At 70.1% G+C, this 20,705-nt stretch carries 13 protein-coding genes; 1 reads left to right on the forward strand and 12 read right to left on the reverse strand.

All coding sequences use genetic code 11. The annotated features are described in order from the left end of the window. Positions 1-2 precede the first annotated feature (2 nt). The 9 genes from OG344_RS23805 to OG344_RS23845 form a co-directional block, all read right to left on the reverse strand. Positions 3-1,901: a hypothetical protein gene (locus OG344_RS23805; RefSeq protein ID WP_405084972.1), complete on the reverse strand. Its 1,899-nt coding sequence runs from the start codon at positions 1,899-1,901 to the stop codon at positions 3-5. Positions 1,902-1,988: 87 nt separating this feature from the next. Continuing rightward, on the reverse strand, positions 1,989-2,129 hold the full coding sequence (locus OG344_RS23810) for a hypothetical protein (RefSeq protein WP_208801024.1): 141 nt from the start codon (positions 2,127-2,129) through the stop codon (positions 1,989-1,991). A gap of 429 nt (positions 2,130-2,558) precedes the next feature. Then, positions 2,559-3,665, reverse strand: a complete 1,107-nt coding sequence (locus tag OG344_RS23815; RefSeq protein ID WP_405084973.1) for an ADP-ribosylglycohydrolase family protein — start codon at positions 3,663-3,665, stop codon at positions 2,559-2,561. A gap of 321 nt (positions 3,666-3,986) precedes the next feature. Continuing rightward, entirely contained in the window at positions 3,987-7,595 is a 3,609-nt protein-coding gene (locus tag OG344_RS23820; protein ID WP_405084974.1) for a glycosyl hydrolase family 95 catalytic domain-containing protein, read from the reverse strand. Between the two features lie 425 nt (positions 7,596-8,020). After that, a complete protein-coding gene (locus OG344_RS23825) occupies positions 8,021-10,168 on the reverse strand; it encodes an alpha-glucuronidase (RefSeq protein ID WP_405084975.1) in 2,148 nt (715 codons plus the stop codon). 40 nt (positions 10,169-10,208) lie between these two features. Then, a complete protein-coding gene (locus tag OG344_RS23830; RefSeq protein ID WP_405084976.1) occupies positions 10,209-10,901 on the reverse strand; it encodes a hypothetical protein in 693 nt (230 codons plus the stop codon). A 201-nt stretch (positions 10,902-11,102) separates the two neighbouring features. Then, positions 11,103-12,758 (reverse strand): extracellular solute-binding protein, encoded by a 1,656-nt coding sequence (locus tag OG344_RS23835; RefSeq protein WP_405084977.1) that lies wholly within the window; start codon positions 12,756-12,758, stop codon positions 11,103-11,105. Positions 12,759-12,818: 60 nt separating this feature from the next. Continuing rightward, a complete protein-coding gene (locus OG344_RS23840) occupies positions 12,819-13,691 on the reverse strand; it encodes a carbohydrate ABC transporter permease (RefSeq protein ID WP_327045495.1) in 873 nt (290 codons plus the stop codon). Then, positions 13,688-14,680, reverse strand: coding sequence for an ABC transporter permease (locus tag OG344_RS23845; RefSeq protein WP_405084978.1), 993 nt, complete (start codon positions 14,678-14,680; stop codon positions 13,688-13,690). The genes OG344_RS23840 and OG344_RS23845 overlap by 4 nt, the downstream gene beginning before the upstream one ends. Before the next feature lie 291 nt (positions 14,681-14,971). Between OG344_RS23845 and OG344_RS23850 the strand changes: the two genes are divergently transcribed. Beyond that, positions 14,972-16,012 (forward strand): LacI family DNA-binding transcriptional regulator, encoded by a 1,041-nt coding sequence (locus OG344_RS23850; protein ID WP_405084979.1) that lies wholly within the window; start codon positions 14,972-14,974, stop codon positions 16,010-16,012. On the opposite strand, the gene OG344_RS23855 is transcribed toward OG344_RS23850, so the two are convergent. The 3 genes from OG344_RS23855 to OG344_RS23865 form a co-directional block, all read right to left on the reverse strand. Continuing rightward, the gene (locus OG344_RS23855; protein ID WP_405084980.1) at positions 15,993-17,489 is read right to left on the reverse strand and encodes an alpha-N-arabinofuranosidase; all 1,497 of its coding nucleotides are present in this window, start codon (positions 17,487-17,489) and stop codon (positions 15,993-15,995) included. The two genes, OG344_RS23850 and OG344_RS23855, sit on opposite strands and share 20 nt — an antisense overlap. Positions 17,490-17,552: 63 nt before the next feature. After that, a complete protein-coding gene (locus OG344_RS23860; RefSeq protein WP_405084981.1) occupies positions 17,553-19,511 on the reverse strand; it encodes a right-handed parallel beta-helix repeat-containing protein in 1,959 nt (652 codons plus the stop codon). After that, entirely contained in the window at positions 19,508-20,704 is a 1,197-nt protein-coding gene (locus OG344_RS23865; RefSeq protein ID WP_405084982.1) for a mandelate racemase/muconate lactonizing enzyme family protein, read from the reverse strand. Before OG344_RS23865 ends, OG344_RS23860 begins: the two co-directional genes overlap by 4 nt. Between the last annotated feature and the right edge of the window lies 1 nt (position 20,705).

Below are 20,705 nucleotides of genomic sequence, written 5' to 3' on the forward strand. Positions count from 1 at the left end.
TATTACTCGTATGGGGATGGGCCTCGAGTTTCTGCGACTTTCCTTGCCCCTGCGAAGCGCTCCTCAAGAGATGTCTGGACCTCACCGAGTTTTCGGTCGTTCAGTCCGCCGGAGCCGTTGGCGATGAGCCAGTTGTCGAAGTTGCGGACGGCTTCCTTCTTCTTGGCAATCTCGGAGAAGGGCAGCAGTTTGCCGTCTGCTCCGGCGATGGGTGCCTTGGAGAAGCGTGGGTCGTTCGGAGGGACCTTGGCCTTGAAGCCGTTGGACATCAGGATGTTCGCCAGCCAGGACTCTCGGGCCATCCAGGCGGCGCGATCCCTTGCGTCCAGTTCGCTCATCCGGGTGTTGTCCGGTGTGATCGCGGGTTCCACGCCGAGTGGTGTGAAGGTGGACACGCCAAGCCACAGAATCTGGCCGGCGACGCTTGAGATGGCGAACCCGGTGACGCCGAGACCGAGGCCATACGCGAACATCTCTGCCTTGACTCGGGCCTGGTCCTCGGCGTCGAGTTTTCCCTGCACCTCCCGCTCGGTCGCGAACTGCATTCCGGCGACGTAGCCGAGCGCCCGCATCGCCCGTTCGAGATGATCGGTGCTCTTACCGTGGTCCATCTTGGCGGCGTTGTTGACGAGCCTGTCGGTGAGGTCGCCCATTCCTTCTTCGAAGGGCTTGATGTGCGCGGCCGAATCCGCGAACGTCTTGATGAACTCGTAGGTGTCCTTCGGGCTGAGCCGGAACACCGGGTTCAGGCCGGGCACGATTGTCTCGACCGGCCCGAAGGCGCTGGGCTGGGTGCGATTGGCATCGCCGAGGTTGGCTCCCTCGGTGAACTCGGTGGCGTAGGAGCCCGCGATCTCGGCCATCGACGTTCGCATCGGGTACGGGACGCCGAGTTTGGGAATCTCGCGGATCACGTCGAAGGCGAATCTCGCGGCCTCCGTCGAGTGCGCCCCGTCCTTCTCGTCGTACGCTCCGGAGGCGGTCGCCAGTGCGCGGCCGAAGGCGCCGGTTATCTCATTGCCGGAGCCGACCGTCTTGCTGTAGTCAAGGAACCGCTTCATCATCTCGACCGGACTGAGCTTTGCACCGTCGCCGCCCAGCTGGGCGAAGGTGGCTCGTGCGGCCTTGCCGTCCCCGACAAGGACCTCCAGCGCGAGGGCGATCGTGTCGGGGGAGTAGCCGTATGTCCGGGACAGGCTCGCACTGCCGCCGAACCAATCCTGGCGCGGGTCCTTCATGAAGTCGTCCAGGGCGAGAGCGCGGGCGGCGGCCACACGGACGTCTGTCGGTGCCTTCGCTCCGGCAAGCAGCGCCAGCCGGTTCCACGCCACGCCCCGGTCGGCCGGCTTGCTTACCAGCTCGGCCTTCAGCTTCTCCACGGCCGGAATGCGGCCGGGTGCGCGCAGAGCGACGCCCAGGGCGGCGCTGAACGCGGCCAGGTCCTCCTTGGCGGTGGGGCTGCCCGTTGCGGTGAGAAGATCCGGCAGCGCCTCGCGCACCTCTTTCGGCAGCGTGGCGAAGAACGCCGCCGCTGCGGCGGGGTCCTTGGCGAGGGCGGCGATCTCCTTGATGTGCTGGTGGGCGAGCTCGCCCTTCGTTTCGGAGGTGAAGTCAGAGTTCTCGAAGAGGCCGGTGCCGTACATGAGGCCCAGGTCGCGGCCGGTCGCGAAGCTGTCCAGTGCGTCCGGCAGGCGGGCGAAGGTGTGGTCGCCGGTCCCGTTCAGCGCCTTGATCAGCTCGGCCCGCTCCGAGAGTTTGGGCACCTGGCCCCGGCCCCAGTCGGCGATGGCGGTGACCTGCCTGAGGGGAGTGGTGCTCACCTCGTTCGCCCGGAACAGTCCCTCGAAGTCGGCCGAGAAGGCGGTGAGCCGGTCGGCGGCCCGGCGCAGGTCGGCCGCCATGGAGTTCATCGCCGCCGGGTCGATGCCGCAGAAATCGCCGCTGGGAGATGTCATCGCGTCCTTCCTGGACCGAGGCGGGCACAGCGTTCAGGGGCGTCCGGTCAGCTGGTGCCGGATGAGCTCGGCCTGGGAACGGGTCACCATCGCGGGATGCCGGTGCAGTTCGTCCTCGATCGCGTGGGTCATCTGCCGTACGAGCTGGGCCAGGCGGTGATGCCGGTCCGCCACCTCGGTTGTCCATTTCGTAGCGGTCGGTCCCGTCCAGACCTTGTCCGACTGCATCGCAGCATAAACGCCTTGATATGCCTGGCCGACCTCGTGCGCTCGGCTCTGCACTTCCTTGAGTAGTTCCACGAGTTGCGCGTGACGAGGGTTGGGCACCATCTCTTCCGTCACGCCGTCCCCCGATCCGCTCGCTCCACGCCCCCGCGTCGCATTCGATGTCAAAGGTAGACATCGTCCTATAGCCTCGGCAACCGGACACCCGGCCGGCGAGCTATTTCGGATTGCCCGATATATTCCTCCGAGTGGAGGTGGAAAGTTCCTCCTTGATGGAACTTATCTCCGCCTCAGTCGCGGGGCCAGGCGAAACAACCGACAAATTGGAGTGACAACTGGTGGCACGCCACGTCGATGACGACCATCGGCCGGAGCGGGTCAGCAGCCGGGATATTTGCCGGGCGCCGCGCGGCCCCCGCTGAACTGGCCGCTGAACTGGTCAGCGAAGTCGTCGGCGAGCTCGGTGATGACCTCCCGGCCTTCCAGCCGGGACAGCCATCGCTCGGGAAGGGCCGCCTCGCCGAGCCGGGCGCCGAGCAGGTTGCCGCAGACGGAGCCGGTGGAGTCGCTGTCGCCGGAGTGGTTGACCGCGAGCAGCAGCGCCCGCTCCACGTCGTCGCCGCTCACCAGAGCGCAGTAGACGCCGATCGCGAGCGCCTCCTCGGCCACCCAGGCGCCACCGAGTGACTCCACCGTCTCCGGTGACGGCTTCGCCGCGTCCGCCAGGGCGACCGCGGCCTGCAGGGCGGTGGTGGTCTCCTCGTGCGCGGGCTTGTCCCGCAGCAGTTCGAGGGTGTGGTGTACGGCCTCCATCGGCGGCCTGCCCTCGACCAGCAGGGAGACGATCGCCGCGAAGGCTCCCGCCGCCAGGTAGCCGGTGGGGTGACCGTGCGTGATCTGGGCGCATCTGACCGCGAGATCGAAGGCCGCGTACGGATCGCGCGCGGCCAGCCCGAACGGCGCCGAGCGCATCACCGTGCCGCAGCCCTTCGACCGGGGATTGACCGGCCCGGGCTCGCCGGGAGCGGCGGCCGGGCCGGGCGCGACGCGCAGCCCTGACAGGCAGGCGTTTCCGGGCGCGCGACGGGAGTAGAGCCAGGTCTGCTCACGAAGCCGGCCGGTGCGGACGAGACCGTCCGCCGGCGGCGGGGAGCGGTGCTCCTGGGTGTCGAGCCAGCGCAGGTAGGCGTTGCGGACCACGTCGGCCTCGCTGCCGACGCCTCTCTCGCGTACGCGGACGTCGGCGCGGATCAGCCCTTCGGCGGTGAACAACGTCATCTGGGTGTCGTCGGTGACCAGGCCGACCTGGCCCCGCCAGTCGGGGGTGAAGTCGACCAGGCCCGCGCTGCCGTGGTCGCGCTGGATGACCGCCAGCGGGTCGAACTCGACGGGCGCGCCGAGGGCGTCGCCGATCGCCCCGCCGAGCAGGCAGCCGCGTACCTTCGCCCGGAACGAGATCGCCCCCGTCTCGGCATAAAACCCCACGCTGCCCCCTTCTCGCTCTTCTGGGCTCCCCATGATCCCTTATCAGGCATTCCACCACAGCTTGTCCCTGTGTGGTGAGCCATTCGGGGTCGTCCGGCAGAGGGAGGCGGAGGCAGCGCCACACCCGCGGGGTCAGGTCTGGTTGAACAGTGAAAGCGTGAGGGTGGAGTGGTATTCGCCGGCGGCGACGGTCATGGAGACCTGTGATCGCTCCATCTGTGGGGGGCGGGGCCGGCCGGCGGATCGGCGGCCGGCCCCGGCGGGTGGAGGGTGGTCCCCGGCGGTGCGGTCAGCGGTCAGCCGGGGACGCCCATGATGTCGTCAGCAACTGGCCGCGTTGTAGGGGGCGTCGTAGGACGAGGTGACCTCCTTGCCGCCGATCGTCGCGGTGCCGGTCACGGTGACCTTGCCGGCGCCGATCTGGGCGGTCCGGGTGTTGAAGGACTGGTAGGCCTGCTTGCCCGGAGCCACGTCGGCCACGGTCTTGGTGCCGTACGGGGTGGTCAGCGTGATCGTGGCCGGCACGTCGGAGTCGTTGACGGCGGTGACCGCCAGGTAGGCCGAGGAGCCGATGCAGCGGGTGGTGGCGGTGACGGTCAGCTTGACCGCCGGCGGGGGCGGAATGATGGCGTCGAGCGCGACCGCGAAGATGTGCATCGTCGCGACGTTGTTCGCCGCCCGCGCGCTGATGTTGGGCAGGTCGACGCGGGAGATCTCCTTGTTCTGCAGCGGCACGCCGACGTAGTAGATGGTCGCGGCGGTGTTCTGCCGCTGGTTGTTCGGCCGGTTCTGGTAGGGGGCCACGACGGCGGCGTCGCCTGCCGGACTGGGCGTGCCGTACCAGTCGGGTGAGCTGAGGGTGAAGGTCTGCCTCGTGCCGTCCTTGTAGACGATGGTGGCGGGGCCGGACACCGCGCCGTAGGTCCCGGTCAGCAGGAAGCCGAGCGTCTTGCCGGTGCCGGTCACCTTGAGGGACTGTCCCGAGGCGATGGCGTTGTCGGGGGTGCCCACCGCGACGTTGGGCCACTTGAAGGTCAGCCCGTTCTTGGTGACGGTGGCCCCCGGGGTGACGCCGACCGTCGCGAGCCCCTGGGCGGAGAGGCTGGCGCCGTTGCCGTCGAAGTTGCCGGGAGCGGTGTTGTTGTCGTCGCTGACGGCGACGTTGCTGAAGAGCTCCTCCAGAGTCTTCTCCCCGCCGCCCCACACCTGCACCGTGGCCTTCGTGGACGTGGTCCAGGCCGCGCCCCCCTCGGTGCCGCTCACCACGGCGGTGAGAACCGCGGTGCCGGTAGCCGCGCCGGCGGCGGGAGTGACGGTGAACTCCACCGTGGCGCTCGCGCCCGCCGCCAGGGGCCCCACGTTGGCCTGCGCGGGGGTGACGGTCCACCCCTCCGGCGCGCTGAGGGCCACCGCCGCCGACGGCAGCGACGCCTCGACCGCCCGGACGGTGACCTTGACCTTCGCCCCCTGCCCCGGCGTGACCTCGGCGGGCGCGGCCACCGAGACCTTCTGCAGCACGTACGCCCGGTAGGTGTGCCCGGCCTGCGCCGTGATCTTGACGGCGTCGGGCTCGGTCTTCTCCACGTTGACGTTGCCGCCGGCGACGTCGACGAGCTTGTAGCGACCCGTGAAGATGCCGCCGCGTACCTTGACGACACCGGCGCGGTCGGGCGTGATGAGGTACTCGTCGGCCTGCCCGTCGCTCCACGCCGCGCCGACGGTGTGGCCGCCGCGGCCCCGCAGGCCCTGGATCTTCCCGTTCTTCCAGGCCTCCGGAAGCGCCGGGAGCACGTGCAGTTCGCCGGCGTGGCTCTGCAGCAGCATCTCGGCGATGCCGGACGTGGCGCCGAAGTTGCCGTCGATCTGGAACGGCGGGTGCAGGTCGAACATGTTCGGGGCGAGCCGGGCCGGCGTCACGAGGAGACGGACCAGGTCGTGCGCCCGCTTGCCCTCCTCCATCCGCGCCCAGTAGTTGATCTTCCAGGCGAGGGACCAGCCGGTGCCGTCGTCGCCGCGCAGTTCGAGGGTCCGCCGCGCCGCGTCGTACAGCTCCGGGGTGCCGCGCTTGGTGATCTGGTGGCTGGGGTGCAGGCCGTACAGGTGCGAGACGTGCCGGTGGTTCCGCTCGGTCTCCACCCAGTCGTACAGCCACTCCTGGATGTTGCCGCGCGAGCCGATCTTCATCGGAGGGAGCCGGTCCTTGGCGGCCAGGACCTGCGCCCGGAAGCTCGCGTCCACGCCGAGAACCTCGCTGGCCTGGGCGCAGCCGTCGAACAGGTCGCGCAGGATCTGGTTGTCCATGGTCGGGCCGGCGGCCACGCTGACGTTCGCGTGGTGCGGCAGCTCGGGGGAGTTCGACGGGTTCGTGACCAGATACCCGAGCTTCGGCTCCTCCACGAGGGTCTCGAGGAAGAACTGCGCCGAGCCCTTCATCGCGGGGTAGTTCTTCCGGAGGAACTCGACGTCACCGGTGAACAGGTAGTGGTCCCAGATCATGGTGGACAGCCACGCGCCGCCGGTCTGCCACATGCCCCAGAGCGCGCCGTCGACGACCGAGGTCGCCCGCCACGCGTCGGTGTTGTGGTGGGTGACCCAGCCGCCGGCGCCGTACTGCACCTCGGCCGTGCGGGCGCCGGTCACCGTGAGGTCCTGGATCATGCTGAACACCGGCTCGTAGCACTCCGACAGGTTCGTCGTGTCGGCGGGCCAGTAGTTCATCGGCAGGTTGGCGTTGATGGTGTACTTCGAGTCCCACTGCGGGCTCAGGGAGTCGTTCCAGATGCCCTGCAGGTTGGCCGGCTGGGTGCCCGGCCGCGAGGAGGAGATCAGCAGGTAGCGGCCGAACTGGAACAGCAGCGCGGAGAACTGCGGGTCGTCGACGGCCCCGTGCTGGGTGATCCGGACGTCGGTCGGCTGGTCGGCCGCCGAGGTGCGGTCCAGTTCGAGCGTCGTCCGCTTGAACAGCGCCTCGTAGTCGGCGACGTGCCGGCTTCGCAGCGTGGCGTACGCCTTGCCCTGGGCGGCGTCGAGGTGCCGCTGTGCGATGCCCTGGTAGTCGCCGCCGACGTCCTTGTAGTTCACGTAGCTGGAGCCGATGGAGACCAGCAGCGTCACGCTGTCGGCGGCGGCGACCTGGAGCGTTCCGCCGGAACTGGTGACGGCGCCGCCTTCGGCGACGGCCTTGGCCAGCGCCAGGAACTTGACCGAGCCGTTGATGCCCCGCTGGTTGCCGGAGACGCCGTCGAGCGCCACCGTGCTGCTGTCGGGGCTGGTGCGCGTCGTGCGCTGGGGGCTGTCGAACGTCGCGCTGAACGTGATCGAGCCGGGCTTGTCGGCGGTCAGGCGGATGACGATGACCTGGTCGGGCGCGCTGGCGAACACCTCGCGCTTGTACCGCACGCCGTTCAGCGAGTAGTTGACGGAGGTGGTGGCGGTGGTGAGGTCGAGCTGGCGGTCGTATTCCGTGAACCCGGTGGTGCCGGGGAAGGTCAGCCTGATGTTGCCGGCGGTCTGGTAGGCGAGCTGGCCCACCGGGTTCCCGAGCATCGCCTGGTCGATCAGGGTCTGTGCCTGGCTCCACTGGTCCGCGAAGACCAGGCGCCGGATCTCCGCCAGTGCCGCCGCGCCCTTGGTGTTGCTCTGGTCGTACGGCCCGCCGGCCCAGACGGTGTCCTCGTTGAGCTGCAGGCGCTCGACGTCGACGTTGCCGAACACCATGGCGCCGAGGCGCCCGTTGCCGATGGGGAGGGCCTTGAGCCAGTCGGTGCCGGCGCCCTTGTCGTACCACAGAGCCATGTCGTTCGCGGCGCGAACCTCCGCGGGCGCCACCGAACCGGCCCGGGCGACGGCCGTCCACTGCATCGGCAGCATCAGAGCTCCGGCTCCGACCGTGCCGTACTTCATCAGCTGCCTTCGCGTCAGGTCTGACATCGGTTCTCCAAACGCGCTTGCGGCCTTGCCGGCGGTCCGGCGCACGCCGACAGGCCTGATCCCGGCGATGGCGGGGGCAGACGAGTTCGGCGGGACCGGCACGATGACGAGGCGGTGTAGGGGGTGAGCGCAAAGCTACAAAGATTTGATGTATGGGTCAATGGCTGTTACCAAAACGCCCTAAAAGCCGCCATCTTGCCCTCGCGGGGCTTGAGAACATCTGACCTTTGGCCGAAATCCTGTCCGGAACGCGTTGACTTGGGCCGAATCCGCGGATGGAGTGGACGGGGACCCCGATGCCCGCGGATCGCCGTGGCGGCGGCACATCCGACGCCACCGGCGCCCGTCGCGATCACGCGGCCCGGTGTTCCTGAGATGCGGTGTTCAGGAGATATTCGCGAAATGTCAGGAGATGTCACGGAATGTCAGGGAATGCGTCGGCCTCGGCTATCGGGCACGCCCGACTTGCGGAGGAAATACGCGTTGACCTGGTCACGCCACTCCTCGGCGCAGCGGAGTTGCTCCGCGAGAAGCTCCCGTACGCGGGCGTGCAGAGCGGCGGGCACCAGCCCGGCGAGTTCCGCCCAGCGCAGCCGCGCCCGGTCCACCTCCTCGACACCGGCGAAACGCGTGTCGTAGATGTGCTGGATGACGGTGGACCCGTCGTGCAGCACGTGGCCGTACGGGACGTGGTGGAAGAACAGCAGCAGTTCGTCGGGGCACCGCGCGAGTGACTCGTACACCTCCGACCACGGCGGCGGATACTGGCCCGTGAAGCCCGTGCCGGTGGCGCGGGTGCGGTCCACGCCGACGCCGTCGCGGTCGGCGAAGTGATAGGTGCCCCACGGCGTGTACTCGTAGCCGTCCACGTCCGGGCCGTAGTGGTGGCCGGGGCGGACCATGAACCCGACGCCGAGCGGCGCGGTGTACCGCTCGTACGTGCCGCACGAGTCGTCCATGATCTCGTGCAGCGCCTCCCGCAGCCGCCCGTCGTCCCCACCGGCCGCGTCATCCCCGCCCGCCGGGAAGGTGAGGCCGATCCACTCGTCGAGGATCGCGGCCGGGTCCGATGACGGCGCCCAGGCGAGCCGGCCGAAGGCGTACAGGTTGGCCTGCGCGAGCGGGTGGCCGGTCCAGTAGGGGTCGTCGCCGGCATTGGAGACCCCCACGAGCCCTCCGCCCACGGCATCACCGGCCACGATGTCCGCCACGCCGGGCCCGGCGGTTCCCCACGGCCGGAAGCCGAGCACCTCGCTCCACATCGGCGCGAGATAGCACACGTGCCGCTGCTGACCGGTGTACTCCTGCGTCACCTGAAGCTCCAGCGCGACCCGGGTGCGGGGCATCGCCGCGATCACCGGCGACACCGGCTCGCGCACCTGGAAGTCGATCGGGCCGTGCTTCACCTGGAGGATCACGTTGTCGCGGATGCGCCCGTCGAGCGGGGCGAAGTGGTCGTACGCCGCGCGGGCCCGGTCGGTGGACCTGTCGCGCCAGTCCTGCCGGTGGTCGTAGACGAAGGCGCGCCAGTGGACGACCCCGCCGAACGGCGCCAGCGCCCCGGCGAGCAGGTTCGCGCCGTCGGCGTGGTCGCGCCCGTACGCGTGGGGTCCCGGCTGCCCCTCGGAGTCGGCCTTGACCACGTAGCCGCCGAAGTCCGGGATCGCCTCGTACACCCGGGTGGTGACGGCGGCCCACCAGGCCCGCACGTCCTCGTCGAGCGGGTCGGCGGTCGCCGTCCCGCCGAGGGCGAGGGGCGCGGCGAAGTTCACCGACAGGTGCACCCGCACGCCGTAGGGGCGCAGCCGGTCCGCGATCGCGGCGACGTCGCCGAGGCGGTCGGTGAGCAGGCGGGTCTCCGCGGCGTGCACGTTCACGTTGTTCACCGCGACCGCGTTCACCCCGCAGGCGGCCAGCAGCCGCCCATAGGCGCCGACGCGCGTCAGGTCGTCGCGCGGGGCGCCGTCGCACCAGAAGATCGACCCGCCCGCGTAGCCGCGCTCGACCTGGCCCATCACGGGGTGCACGGCCACGTTGTCCCAGTGGTCGAGCATGCGCAGCCGCGCCGCGGGCCGGTGGTGCTCGGCGGGCCGCTCGGCGCCGAACGCCTCCTCGCCGAGCCGCACCACATGGAACAGGCCGTAGAGCAGGCCGGCCGCCGAATCGGCGAGCACCACCGTGACGCCGTCGCGCCGGGAGACGACGTAGCCCTCCTCCCCGATGCCATGCTCCCCGGCGCTCTGGTCCCCGGCCGCGGTGAGCGCGAGCACGAGGTCGTACGGCCCGCCGCCGTCCGCACCGCCGCCGTCCGCACCGCCGTCGCCGTCTTCGCCCCCGTCTTCGCCGTCGTCGTGCCGACCGGCCGCCTGCCGCCGCACGCTGCCGCCGTACCGCGCGCAGGCCCGCGCCACCTCCTCGTGCACGGTCCCGGCGAGCGGCCCGCCACCGCGCAGGAGCGTACGGCGCGAGCCGATCGGCCGGAACGCCTCGTCCGGCAGCCACGCCGGATGGACGCCGTGCGGATCGGGAGAGCCGGGGGGGCCGAAAGAGCCAGGCGGGCCGGGAGAGGTCACGGGCCTCCTCCGGACGGGCGTGCCGGTCGTCGCGGAGGGGTCACGCGGTGAACCTGTCGCGCACCTCGGCGATCACCGGCCGGCTGTTCAGCAGCAACAGCGCCGTGAACACCGAGGCCAGCGCCGCCGTCGCCGCCTCGGTGGCGACCAGCGTGAGACCGGCCGCCGCGACGAGGAGGCCCGCGCCGCCGAGCGCCACCCAGGGCGTGCGGAAGAGGAAGTAGGCGGCCAGGCGGGCGACGTCCCGCCCCCGGAACGTGAACAGAGAGGTGATCACCAGCGCGTTCGCGGTCCACAGGACCGTCGCGACTCCGACGACGAGGAGTGGCACCGTCCACCAGTCCGGCACCCCGGCGGCGGGGAAGTTCACGAGGACGACCGCCACGACGGTCAGCCACGCCAGCGCCGGGACCCAAACCTTGAGCGCGCCGCGCACGTTCATCGCGTAGCCGCGCAGGAACGCCGCCGCCGGACGCAGATCCGCCAGATCCGCGCGGCGGCGGTGCACCGCGTACAGCGCGGCCGAAAGGGCCGGGCCGGCCGGGAGCAGGCAGGCCGCGGCCAGCGGGACGTTGGCGGCGGCACGCCCGAACAGGCCGAGCAGGACGAGCCCCGCCAGGCCGGGCAGGCAGGCGGCCAGCAGCAGCAGTTCGACCACGAGCAGGGTGTAGACCAGCGCGGCGGCCCGCGAGAGCGGCCCGGTGCCGAACCGCCGTGCCGCCGCCGTCGTCACCGCTGACGTCGTCCCCCTTGACGTCGTCCCCCTTGACGTCGCCACTCTTGATGTCGCGGTCGTCGTGCCGGTCATGGGAATCTCCTGGTCGATCGGGCCGCCACACTGCCGCCACACTGCCGCCACACACTGCCGCCACGGGGTCGCGGGGCCGCTACGGGGCCGCGCCGCGCAGCCGTACATGCCTGGTCGGCGGAACGGTCAGCCGTGCTCCTTCTTGTACCGCTCGTAGGCGCTGTTCGCCAGGTTCACGTAGGCGGACATGTTCTTGCCCTCCAGTTCCTGCACGTACGCGTCCCACTCGGAGAAGTCGCGCTTGCCGAGGATGAACTCGAGCGAGTTCTGGGTGGCGTGGTCCTTCAGCGGGGTCTGCCACAGCGCGGCCTGCTCACGCTCCTCGTCGTTGAGGGGGGCCGGCGGCTTCGGCGGCAGCGCCTTCCGGGCGTTCATGCCCTTCTGCCACTCGATCTCCTCCTCCGAGAAGGTCGACTGGAGCAGTTCGGTGCTCCCGCCGTACGCGAACACGCCGTTGGAGAAGCCGAAGTCCTTCTGCAGATGCTTGGGCGCCCCGGGGTTGAGCCCGACGAAGTCGACGTCCTTCGGCAGGTGGAAGCCGGAGGCGTCCCTGGTGTGGGTGACCCCGTCGACGCCCCACTTGGCGAACACCTGACCCTCGTCGGAGTACCAGAGCCAGTCGATGAACTGCATCATCGCCACGAAGTTCTTGCTGTCCTTGGCCTTCGCGGAGATCATGATGCCGTTCTCCAGCCGGGTGTCGTTGGAGTCGGCCTTGATGGGCCCGAGCGGCCCGACGGGCACCGGGATCTTGACCAGCTTCGCCTTCGGGTTCGCCTTCTCCAGCGGCGGGCGATACTCGTTGACGAGGGTCTGGGCGTTGCCGCTGATCACGAAGGACTTGCCGGACGCCAGCTTCTGGATCGCCTGGTCGTCGGTCTGCGTGAAGCTCTCCGGGTCGAGTAGTTTGTCCTGCACCAGCGTGTGGATGAACTGCAGCATCTGCTTGTACTGCGGCATCGCGCCCGTGTAGGCGAACTTCCCGGCCGCCGGGTCCCAGGTGAGGCCAGTGGTGAAGCCCCAGCCGCCGCGGGCCCCGCAGCCCAGGCCGAAGACCTGGTTCAGCATGGCGCCGCCCGGCGTGGGAATGGCCCACCGGTCGGAGAAGGGATAGGAGTCGGGGTGCTCCTCCTTCATCGCCTTCAGCATGGCGTGCACGTCGTCCCAGGTCTGCGGAGTCGCGATCCCGAGCTTGTCGAGGACGTCGGCGCGGACCTCCAGCGTGTACTCCACCCAGTAGTCCTCGTGGAGGCCGGGGAGCAGGTAGAAGCGGCCGTCCGCCTGCCGGAGGGTGTCAAGGTCGGGCTGCAGGTTCCACTTGGCGATCTTGTCCTTGAAGTTCGGCATCAGGTCGATGTAGTCGCTGACCGGCAGGACCGCGCCGGAGGCGACGAAGGGAGCCTCCTGGCCCGGGTAGGTCTTGGGGATGATCATGGGGGCGTCGCCCGCGCCGATGATCAGGCTGCGCTTGTTCTCGTAGTCGCTGAGCGGCACCACGTTCGGCTGGAGCGTCACGTTCGTCCGCTTGGTGAGCTCGGACCAGAACAACCAGTCGTTCTTGATCGGATAGAACGGGTGGTTGTTGTAGAGGATGCTGAACGTCAGCGGCGCGGCGGCCTTGAACTGCGTGCCGACGGCGTAGTCGGCCATCGCGCCGTCCCGGTTCGCCGAGAGGGCCTCACCGCTCTTCTTGCCGCCGTTCTCGTCACCGCTGCCGCAGCCGGCGAGCGCGGCGAACGCACCCATGGCGATCATCGCCTGACGCCGGTTGATCTTCTGCATGAGAGGGGGGTCCTTTCCCTGGGGGGAGCGGGGCTGCCTGAGTGCGAGGATCCGGCGCGGCTATCCCTTCACCGCGCCGAGCATGACTCCCTTGACGAAATACCGCTGGACGAAGGGATAGATCGTCAGGATCGGGAGGACGGTGAGCACCATCGTCACCGCCTTGATGTTGGTGGCCACGGTCATGTCGGTGGCGTCGGCGCCGACGGACGTGCCCGTGGTCGCCCCGGCGATGAGGTTGCGCAGGTAGACCGTCACCGGGAACAGGTCGCTCTGGGTCATGTAGAGGAAGGCGGGAAACCACGAGTTCCAGAACGAGACCGCGTAGAAGAGCACCATCGTGGCGATGACCGCCTTCGACAGCGGCAGCACGATCCGCAGCAGGATGCCGTACGTGCTCATGCCGTCGATCGCGGCGGCCTCCTCCAGCTCCGCCGGGATGCCCTCGAAGAACGTCTTCATCACCAGGAGGTTGAAGACGCTGATCGCGTTCGGCAGCACGATGGCCCAGATGGTGTCCTTCAGCCCAAGGCTGGAGATCAGGACGTAGTTGGGGATGAGCCCGCCGGAGAAGAACATGGTGAAGACCGCGACCCCGATCAGGAACGTGCGGCCCTTCAGGTGCCTCTTCGACAGCACGTACGCGTAGCAGGTCGTCATGAGCATCGCGATGGCCGTGGCGACGACCGTGTAGACCACCGTGTTGCGGTAGTTCGTCCAGAACGTCGGGTCGGACGCCACGAACTGGTACGTACGGAAGGTGAACCCGACGGGGACGAGGTTGACCTTGCCGGCCCGGATGGCGAACTCGTCACTCAGCGACCGCGCGACGATGTTGACGAAGGGATACAGGGTCACCAGCACGACGCCGGTCAGGACGACGGCGTTGACCACCCGGAACACCTGGCGGCCGCGGGTCCGGTCCACGGTCACCACAGGCTCGTCCCCACGGTCCGGCGGGAGATCAGGTTGGCCGACAGCACCAGGCCCAGCCCGATCAGCGCCTCGAACAGGCCGATCGCCGCGGCGTAGCTGAAGCTGTTGGAGATGATGCCCATGCGGTACAGGTACGTGGAGATCACGTCGGCGGTCGGATAGGTCAGCGGGTTGTAGAGCAGCAGGACCTTCTCGAAGCCGACCGCCATGAACGTGCCGATGTTGAGGATCAGCAGGGTGACCGCCGTCGGCCGGATGCCGGGAAGGGCCACGTGCCAGATCTGCCGCCACCGGCCCGCGCCGTCGATCCGGGCCGCCTCGTACAACTGGTCGTCGACCGTCGTGAGCGCGGCGAGATAGATGATCGTTCCCCAGCCGACCGTCTGCCACATCTCGGAGGAGACGTACATCGTCCGGAACCAGCCCGCCTCCTGCAGGAACGCGATCGGGTCGTCGCCCAGCGCCCGCAGCACCTGGTTCACCGGCCCGTCCACCGACAGCAGTTCCATGACGAGACCGGCCACGACCACCATCGACAGGAAGTGCGGCAGGTAGGACACCGACTGGACGAACCGCTTGATCCGCCGGCCGCGCAGTTCGTTGAGCAGCAGGGCCAGCACGATCGGCATCGGGAAGCAGAACAGCAGGGTCAGCGCGCCGAGGACCACCGTGTTGGTGAACACGTGCCAGAACGACGGGTCGCCCAGGAACATCCGCACGTAGCGCAGGCCGACCCACTCCTCGCCCAGCACGCCGCCGCCGGGCCGGAACTTCCGGAAGGCGATCACGTTGCCGAGCATCGGCAGGTACCGGAAGACCACGAAGAACAGCAGCGGGAGGAGCGCCAGCGAGTACAGCTGCCAGTCCCGGCGCAGCGCCTGACGCCAGGTGCGGCCCGGAGGGCGGTCCGTACGGGCGGGGCCGGGGCCCGCCCGCCGGGGATCACCGGCGGGCGGTGACGCGTCGACCGCCTGGGTGGTGCTCATCCTCGTGCCTCCGGTGCCATCTCCGTTGGCGGCGCCGCCGCGTCACGACCACGCCGCCGCGTCAGCACGCCGCGAACGGAAAACGCCGGGGCGACATGACCGAAAGTTTCGATGATTTGGATTAATATTGCGGAAATATAAGCCTCAAGCCAGGGTGCGTCAAGAGGGAAGTCAAGTGCCGTCGACTCCACTCACAATCGCGCTGGTCTCCGCTTATTAGAGGCCCTCACGCTGGTAGAGTTTCACGAAATTTTCGGAAAACACCAGCGCACGGGAACGACGAGTGGACCGATGACCAGCCCTACCTCCGCCCAGGGCCCCCGCCGCGCGACGATCGCGGCCATCGCCGAGGAGACCGGCGTCTCGGTGACCACGGTGTCCAAGGTCCTCAACGGCCGCCCCGACGTCGCGCCCGCCACCCGGGAACGCGTGGAGGCCTGCCTCACGCGGCACGAGTACCGCCCCCGCGTCAGGCGGCGGCCGCTCAGGGGACAGATCGACCTCGTCTTCCACCAGCTGAACTCCGTGTGGTCGATGGAGATCATCCGGGGGGTGGACTCCGTCGCCGCTCCCGCGGGGATCGAGGTCGCCCTGTCGCAACTGGGGGGAGCGCACCGGCCGCCGGACGAGTGGCTGGACGGCCTCCTCGACCGCCGGCCGCTCGGCGTGCTGTTCGTCATGTGCGGGCCGTCCCAGTCGCAGCAGCGGAGCCTGCGGCGGCAGCGGATCCCGTTCGTCGTCGTCGACACCGACAGCGTCACCCCGGCGACCGTGCCCACGGTGGGTTCGAACAACTGGAACGGCGGCCTGCTCGCCACCCGCCATCTCCTGGAGCTCGGCCACCGCCGCATCGCGGTCGTCTCGGGGCCGAAGGACGTGTTGTGCAGCAGGGCGCGGGTCGCCGGCTTCCGGGTCGCCCACGACGAGGCCGGGCTGGCCGTCGACCCCGGCCTGGTGCGGTACGGCAACTTCTACGTCGACGCCGGCTTCGAGCACGGCATGGACCTGCTGACCGGGGCGGCCCGCCCGACCGCGATCTTCGCCGGGTCGGACCTGCAGGCGCTCGGCGTGCTGCGGGCCGCGCGGCGGCTCGGCCTCGACGTCCCCGGCGAGCTGTCGGTCGTCGGGTACGACGACGTGCCCGCCGCCGCCTGGGTCGAGCCCGCTCTCACCACGGTGAACCAGCCGCTGTCGGACATGGCGGTCGTCGCGACCCAGATGCTGCTCGACCTGGCCCGTGGCACGGAGGTGGCCACGAGCCGCATCGACCTCGCGAACGAACTGGTGGTCCGCGACAGCACCGCGCCGCCGGTCAGGCCCTCGTCAGCCTGATCACGTTCCAGGAGACCGGCGGCAGCACGATCCGTGCGGGATCGCTCCGGTGGGAGGTGTTGGGGCGGGGCGCCACCCGCTCGGGGTCGTCGGCCGTGTTGCGGGCGTACACGTCCTCGTGGGTGAGCGTCGTCGCCTCGGCGATCCGTACGGCGCCGAGCGCCCGCGTGTCGAGCTCCAGCTCCAAAGGCTCGGTCACCGACCGGTTCACCGCGAACACCGTGGTGAACCGGTCGTCGTGGGTGGCGACCGCGTGGAGCACCGGGACCTGCCCGAACTCGCCGGTCTCGTACGACGGCCCGACCGGTTCGGTGAGCAGGACGTCGCCCGAGGCGTACCGCGCGGCCTGCGCGAACGGGTGGAAGGTGGTCTGCCGCCAGGCCCGGCCGCCCGGCTCGGTCATGATCGGCGCGATGACGTTCACGAGCTGGGCGAGGCAGGCCGCCGCGACCCGGTCGCTGTGCCGCAGCAGCGTGACGAGCAGGCCGCCGAACGCCACGGCGTCGGCGAGGTGGTAGTGGTCCTCCAGCAGCGGCGGTGCGACCGGCCAGTCCGGCGGGGGAGGGGCCGACTGGTGCCGGCTGAGGTACCAGATGTTCCACTCGTCGAACGACACGGAGATCTTCTTGCCGGAGCCGAGCCGCGCCCCCACCTGGTCGGCGATGGAGACGACCGTGGAGATGAAGTGGTCCATGTCGGTCGCGCAGGCCAGGAAGCCGCCGAGGTCGCCGTCCTTCTCCTCGTAGTAGGCGTGGCAGGAGATGTGGTCGACCAGGTCGTAGGTCTCCTCCAGGACGGTCGTCTCCCAGGACCCGAACGTCGGCATCGAGGAGCCCGAGCTGCCGCACGCCACCAGTTCGAGGCCGGGGTCGACCATGCGCATCGCCCGGGCCGTCTCGGCGGCGAGCCTGCCGTACTCGCGGGCGGTCTTGTGCCCGATCTGCCAGGGGCCGTCCATCTCGTTGCCGAGGCACCACATGCGGATGTCGTGCGGCTCCTTGGCGCCGCCCGCCACCCGCAGGTCCGACAGCGTCGTCCCGGACGGGATGTTGCAGTATTCGAGCAGGTCGACGGCTTCCGCGACGCCGCGCGTGCCGAGGTTCACCGCCATCATCGGCTCCAGGCCGGCCAGGCGGGACCACCGGACGAACTCGTCGACCCCGACCTCGTTGGTCTCCGTGCTGTGCCAGGCCAGGTCGAGCCGCCGGGGCCGCCGCTCACGCGGGCCCACGCCGTCCTCCCAGCGGTAGCCGGAGACGAAGTTGCCGCCGGGATAACGGACGGTGGTCACCCCCAGCTCACGGGTGAGCGCGAGCACGTCGCCGCGGAACCCCTCCGCGTCGGCGGTGGGGTGGCCGGGCTCGTAGATCCCGGTGTAGACGCAGCGGCCGAGGTGCTCGACGAACGTGCCGAACGTACGGCGCCGCACCGGGGCCACCCGGTGGGCGGGGTCGATGGTCAGCTGTGCCTGGAGCACGGGCCTCTCCTTGATCGCAGGAGTGTGTCGCCCGGCGATTGTCAGCACTCGCACGCTCCGTGGTCAAGGCCCGGGCGCGTCACGGTACTTCCCGGTGGGGCCGGCCGCGTCGATGATGCGGGCGGCCTCGGCGGGGACGGCCCCGAGGGTGATCGTCACGTTGTCCCTGGTGACGTTGCCGCGCTGTCCGTCGACGATGCCGGTGATCGCGGGGTTGGTGGAGAAGTTGCCGGTGAGGGTGAGATCGCCGGTGTGGTTGCCGCTCTGGTTGTTGGCGTGCGCCCACTGCCCGGCGGTGCCGGCGAACACGTTGCGGTTCGCGCTCAGGTAGCGGGAGCCCTCGTCGAAGTACAGGCCGAGCTGACCGCTGTTCTCGCAGTAGTTCTCTTCGATGGTGCCGCGCGGGATCGCCGAGAGCGTGTAGATGCCGCCGGCGTCGAACATGGTCTGCACGACGTTGCGCACGTGGTTGCCCACGACGCGGACGTCGCTCAGGGTCGTCGGCGTGTCGTGGATCGGCTGGAAGTCGTAGAGGCCGCGGCCGGCGTACTCGGGACTGCCTCCCGGGTCGTTGGCGCCCCAGCCGTAGCCGACGCCGATGCCGATGTACGGCATGTCGGAGACGTAGTTGTGCTCGATGGCCAGCCGGGTGACGTAGCTGGCGACGATCGCGCCCTGGTCCAGGTATTCGAGCGCGGTCGAGTGGACGCGGTTGTCACGCAGCAGGATGTCGCTGTTGACCATGCGCGGATCGGACGGGTGGTGCGCGTCCGGGCGGATGCCGCCGACCATGATGCCGCCGCCGGCGCAGGCGGTGAACGTGCTCCCCACGACCGACACCCGGTGCGCGCCGAGTCCCACGCCGGTGGCGTGGGCGCCGGCGTCGTTGCCGATGCCGAGCCCGACGGAACCGAGGTTCACGAAGGCGCAGTCCACGAAGGCGATGTCCGCCGCGGCCGACACCTGCACCGCCGCGGGCGCCTGCGCCCAGCCGTTGCGGGACGCCTCGAACTCCCGGCAGCCGGAGGAGCACGAGGTGAACGCGTCCGGCGGCCGGTGGGGCTGGACGCCGCTGATGAAGGCCCCGGTCTGCTGGTTCGCGTAACCGTCGGAGGTGCCCGGGTGCAGCCACGTGGTGCCGCTGAAGGTCAGGCCCTCGAACCGGAGGCCGCGGGCCGGCTCGTCGTAGGTGCCGCCGACCTCGACCAGCGACTCCAGGCGGGGCAGCTCGACCCGCGCACTGGAGATGTCCTGCCCGGGAAGGGGTTTGTAGTAGAGCGTTCCAGTGGTGGAGTCCAGATACCACTCGCCGGGCTCGTCGAGGAACCTCCTCGAATTGAGCAGGAAGAACTGCGGCGTCCGGAACGGAGCCTGGACGACGTCGTATCCCCAGGTGTTGTTGTCCCAGGCCGGCTGCCGCATCACGACCGTGGAGCCGGAGATGCGCTCCACCGGCGCGAACCGGTTGGTGAACGACAGCATCGCCTGGAACTCGATGCGCCTCTGGTCGGGGAGCCCGGCGAGGTAGGCGAGATCCGGGTTCCGGACGGTGAATCCGGTGGGGGTCAGGGTGATGTCGGACGGCGCCACGCTGATCCGTGCGCGCGGTGCGAGCTTCCCGTCCACGTAAAGCTGCCTGCTGTCGGCCCCGGCGGCCACCCGGGCCCGGTAGACGCCGGTGGCGGCGTCGTCGACCTCCCAGCCGGTGACGGGCGTGGCGCCGCTCAGCACCGGCGCGGCCCCGCGCGCGGCCTTCCAGGTGACGGTGTGGCCGTTCCGGCCGGAGTCGCCGGCGTCGAAACGCAGCGGCGAGGTCAGCCGGTAGGTCCCGGCGAGGAGTTCGACCGTGACGTCGTGCCTCCCCTCGGCCGCGGCGGCACGGGCCCGCCGCCGCGCCTCCGCCAGGGTGGCCAGCGGCCGCTCCCGGCCGCCGGGGCCCGTGTCGTCGGCGTTCCCGGCCCCGGCGGGCGCCACCACGATGGGGTCGGCGGCTCGGGCCTCAGCCTGGGCGGAGCGGGTCACCTCGCCGCCCCGTCGCTCGCGGGGGCGAGCTCGTGCGGCCGGGCGGGGTGGCCGTGGCCGGGCGCGGGGAGTAGGCGCCGGCCGGCGTGCTCCGGCCGGACGTTGGGGCTGTCGGCCGAGACGGCGCCCGGGAACGCGCCGATCGCGCTCTCGTCGACCGTGAGGCCGTGGCCCGGCGAGTCTCCGAGGACGAACGCGCCGTCCTCGATGTGCATGTCGGCGGACACGCCGAGCGGCGGCCGCAGGTCCTGCAGTTCGCTGACCAGGTGGTTAGGCACCGACGTGGCGGCGTGCAGCAGCCCGACCGGCACGTTGCCGATCGGGCTGACCGGCAGGTCGTGGGCGTGCGCGAGGGCCGACACCCGGAGGAAGTGGGTGACACCCCACACGGCGGCCGTCTGGACGATGTCGACGGCCCCCGCCGCCAGCGCCGGACGGAACTGTTCGAGCCCGGTGAGGTTCTCCCCGGCGGCGACCGAGGCCCGGATCCCGCGGCCGACGGCGGCCATGCCCTCGGCGTCCCACCGCCGCACGGGCTCCTCGATCCAGATGAGGTCGAGGGCGCGTTCGATCTCGCCGACGTGCCGCACGGCCTGCTTGCGCGTCCAGGCCTCGTTGACGTCGAGCATCAGGCCCGGCCGCGCTCCGTGCCCCGCCTCGGTCAGGACGTCGCACACCAGCCTCAGCCGGCGCAGGTCCTGTTCGACGTCGAGGCCGCCCTTGATCTTGGCGGCGCGCAGGCCGTACCCGGCGTACTCCTTGTAGGCCGCGACGAGTTCGTCGTCGGTCAGGCCGATGTCCAGGCCCGAGGCGTACGCGGGGACGCGCCGGTCGCGTCCCCCCAGCAGGCGCCAGAGCGGCTCGCCGGCCGCCTGCGCCTTGATGTCCCACAGCGCCGTGTCGATCGCGCCGATGGTCCCGAACACGACGCCCGCGTGACCCGCCTTGAAGGTGTGCCGCAGCATGCGGTCGTAGAGCGTCGTCACGGCGCGCGGATCCTCGCCCTCGACAGCGGCGAACACCGCGTCGATCTCCACGTGCGGTCCGATGCCGACTCCGGTGATCCCCTCGTCGGTGTCCACCATGACGATCTGGACCGGTACGCCCCCGTCGGCGTAGACGCCGTTGGCGTCACCGACGGGACGACCCCAGTCCTGGATCGTCTTCAGTGTGCGATACCCCGAAATACGCATG

Origin of the sequence: Microbispora sp. NBC_01389 (assembly GCF_045040095.1) — a bacterium.
Classification (GTDB): Bacteria; Actinomycetota; Actinomycetes; order Streptosporangiales; family Streptosporangiaceae; genus Microbispora.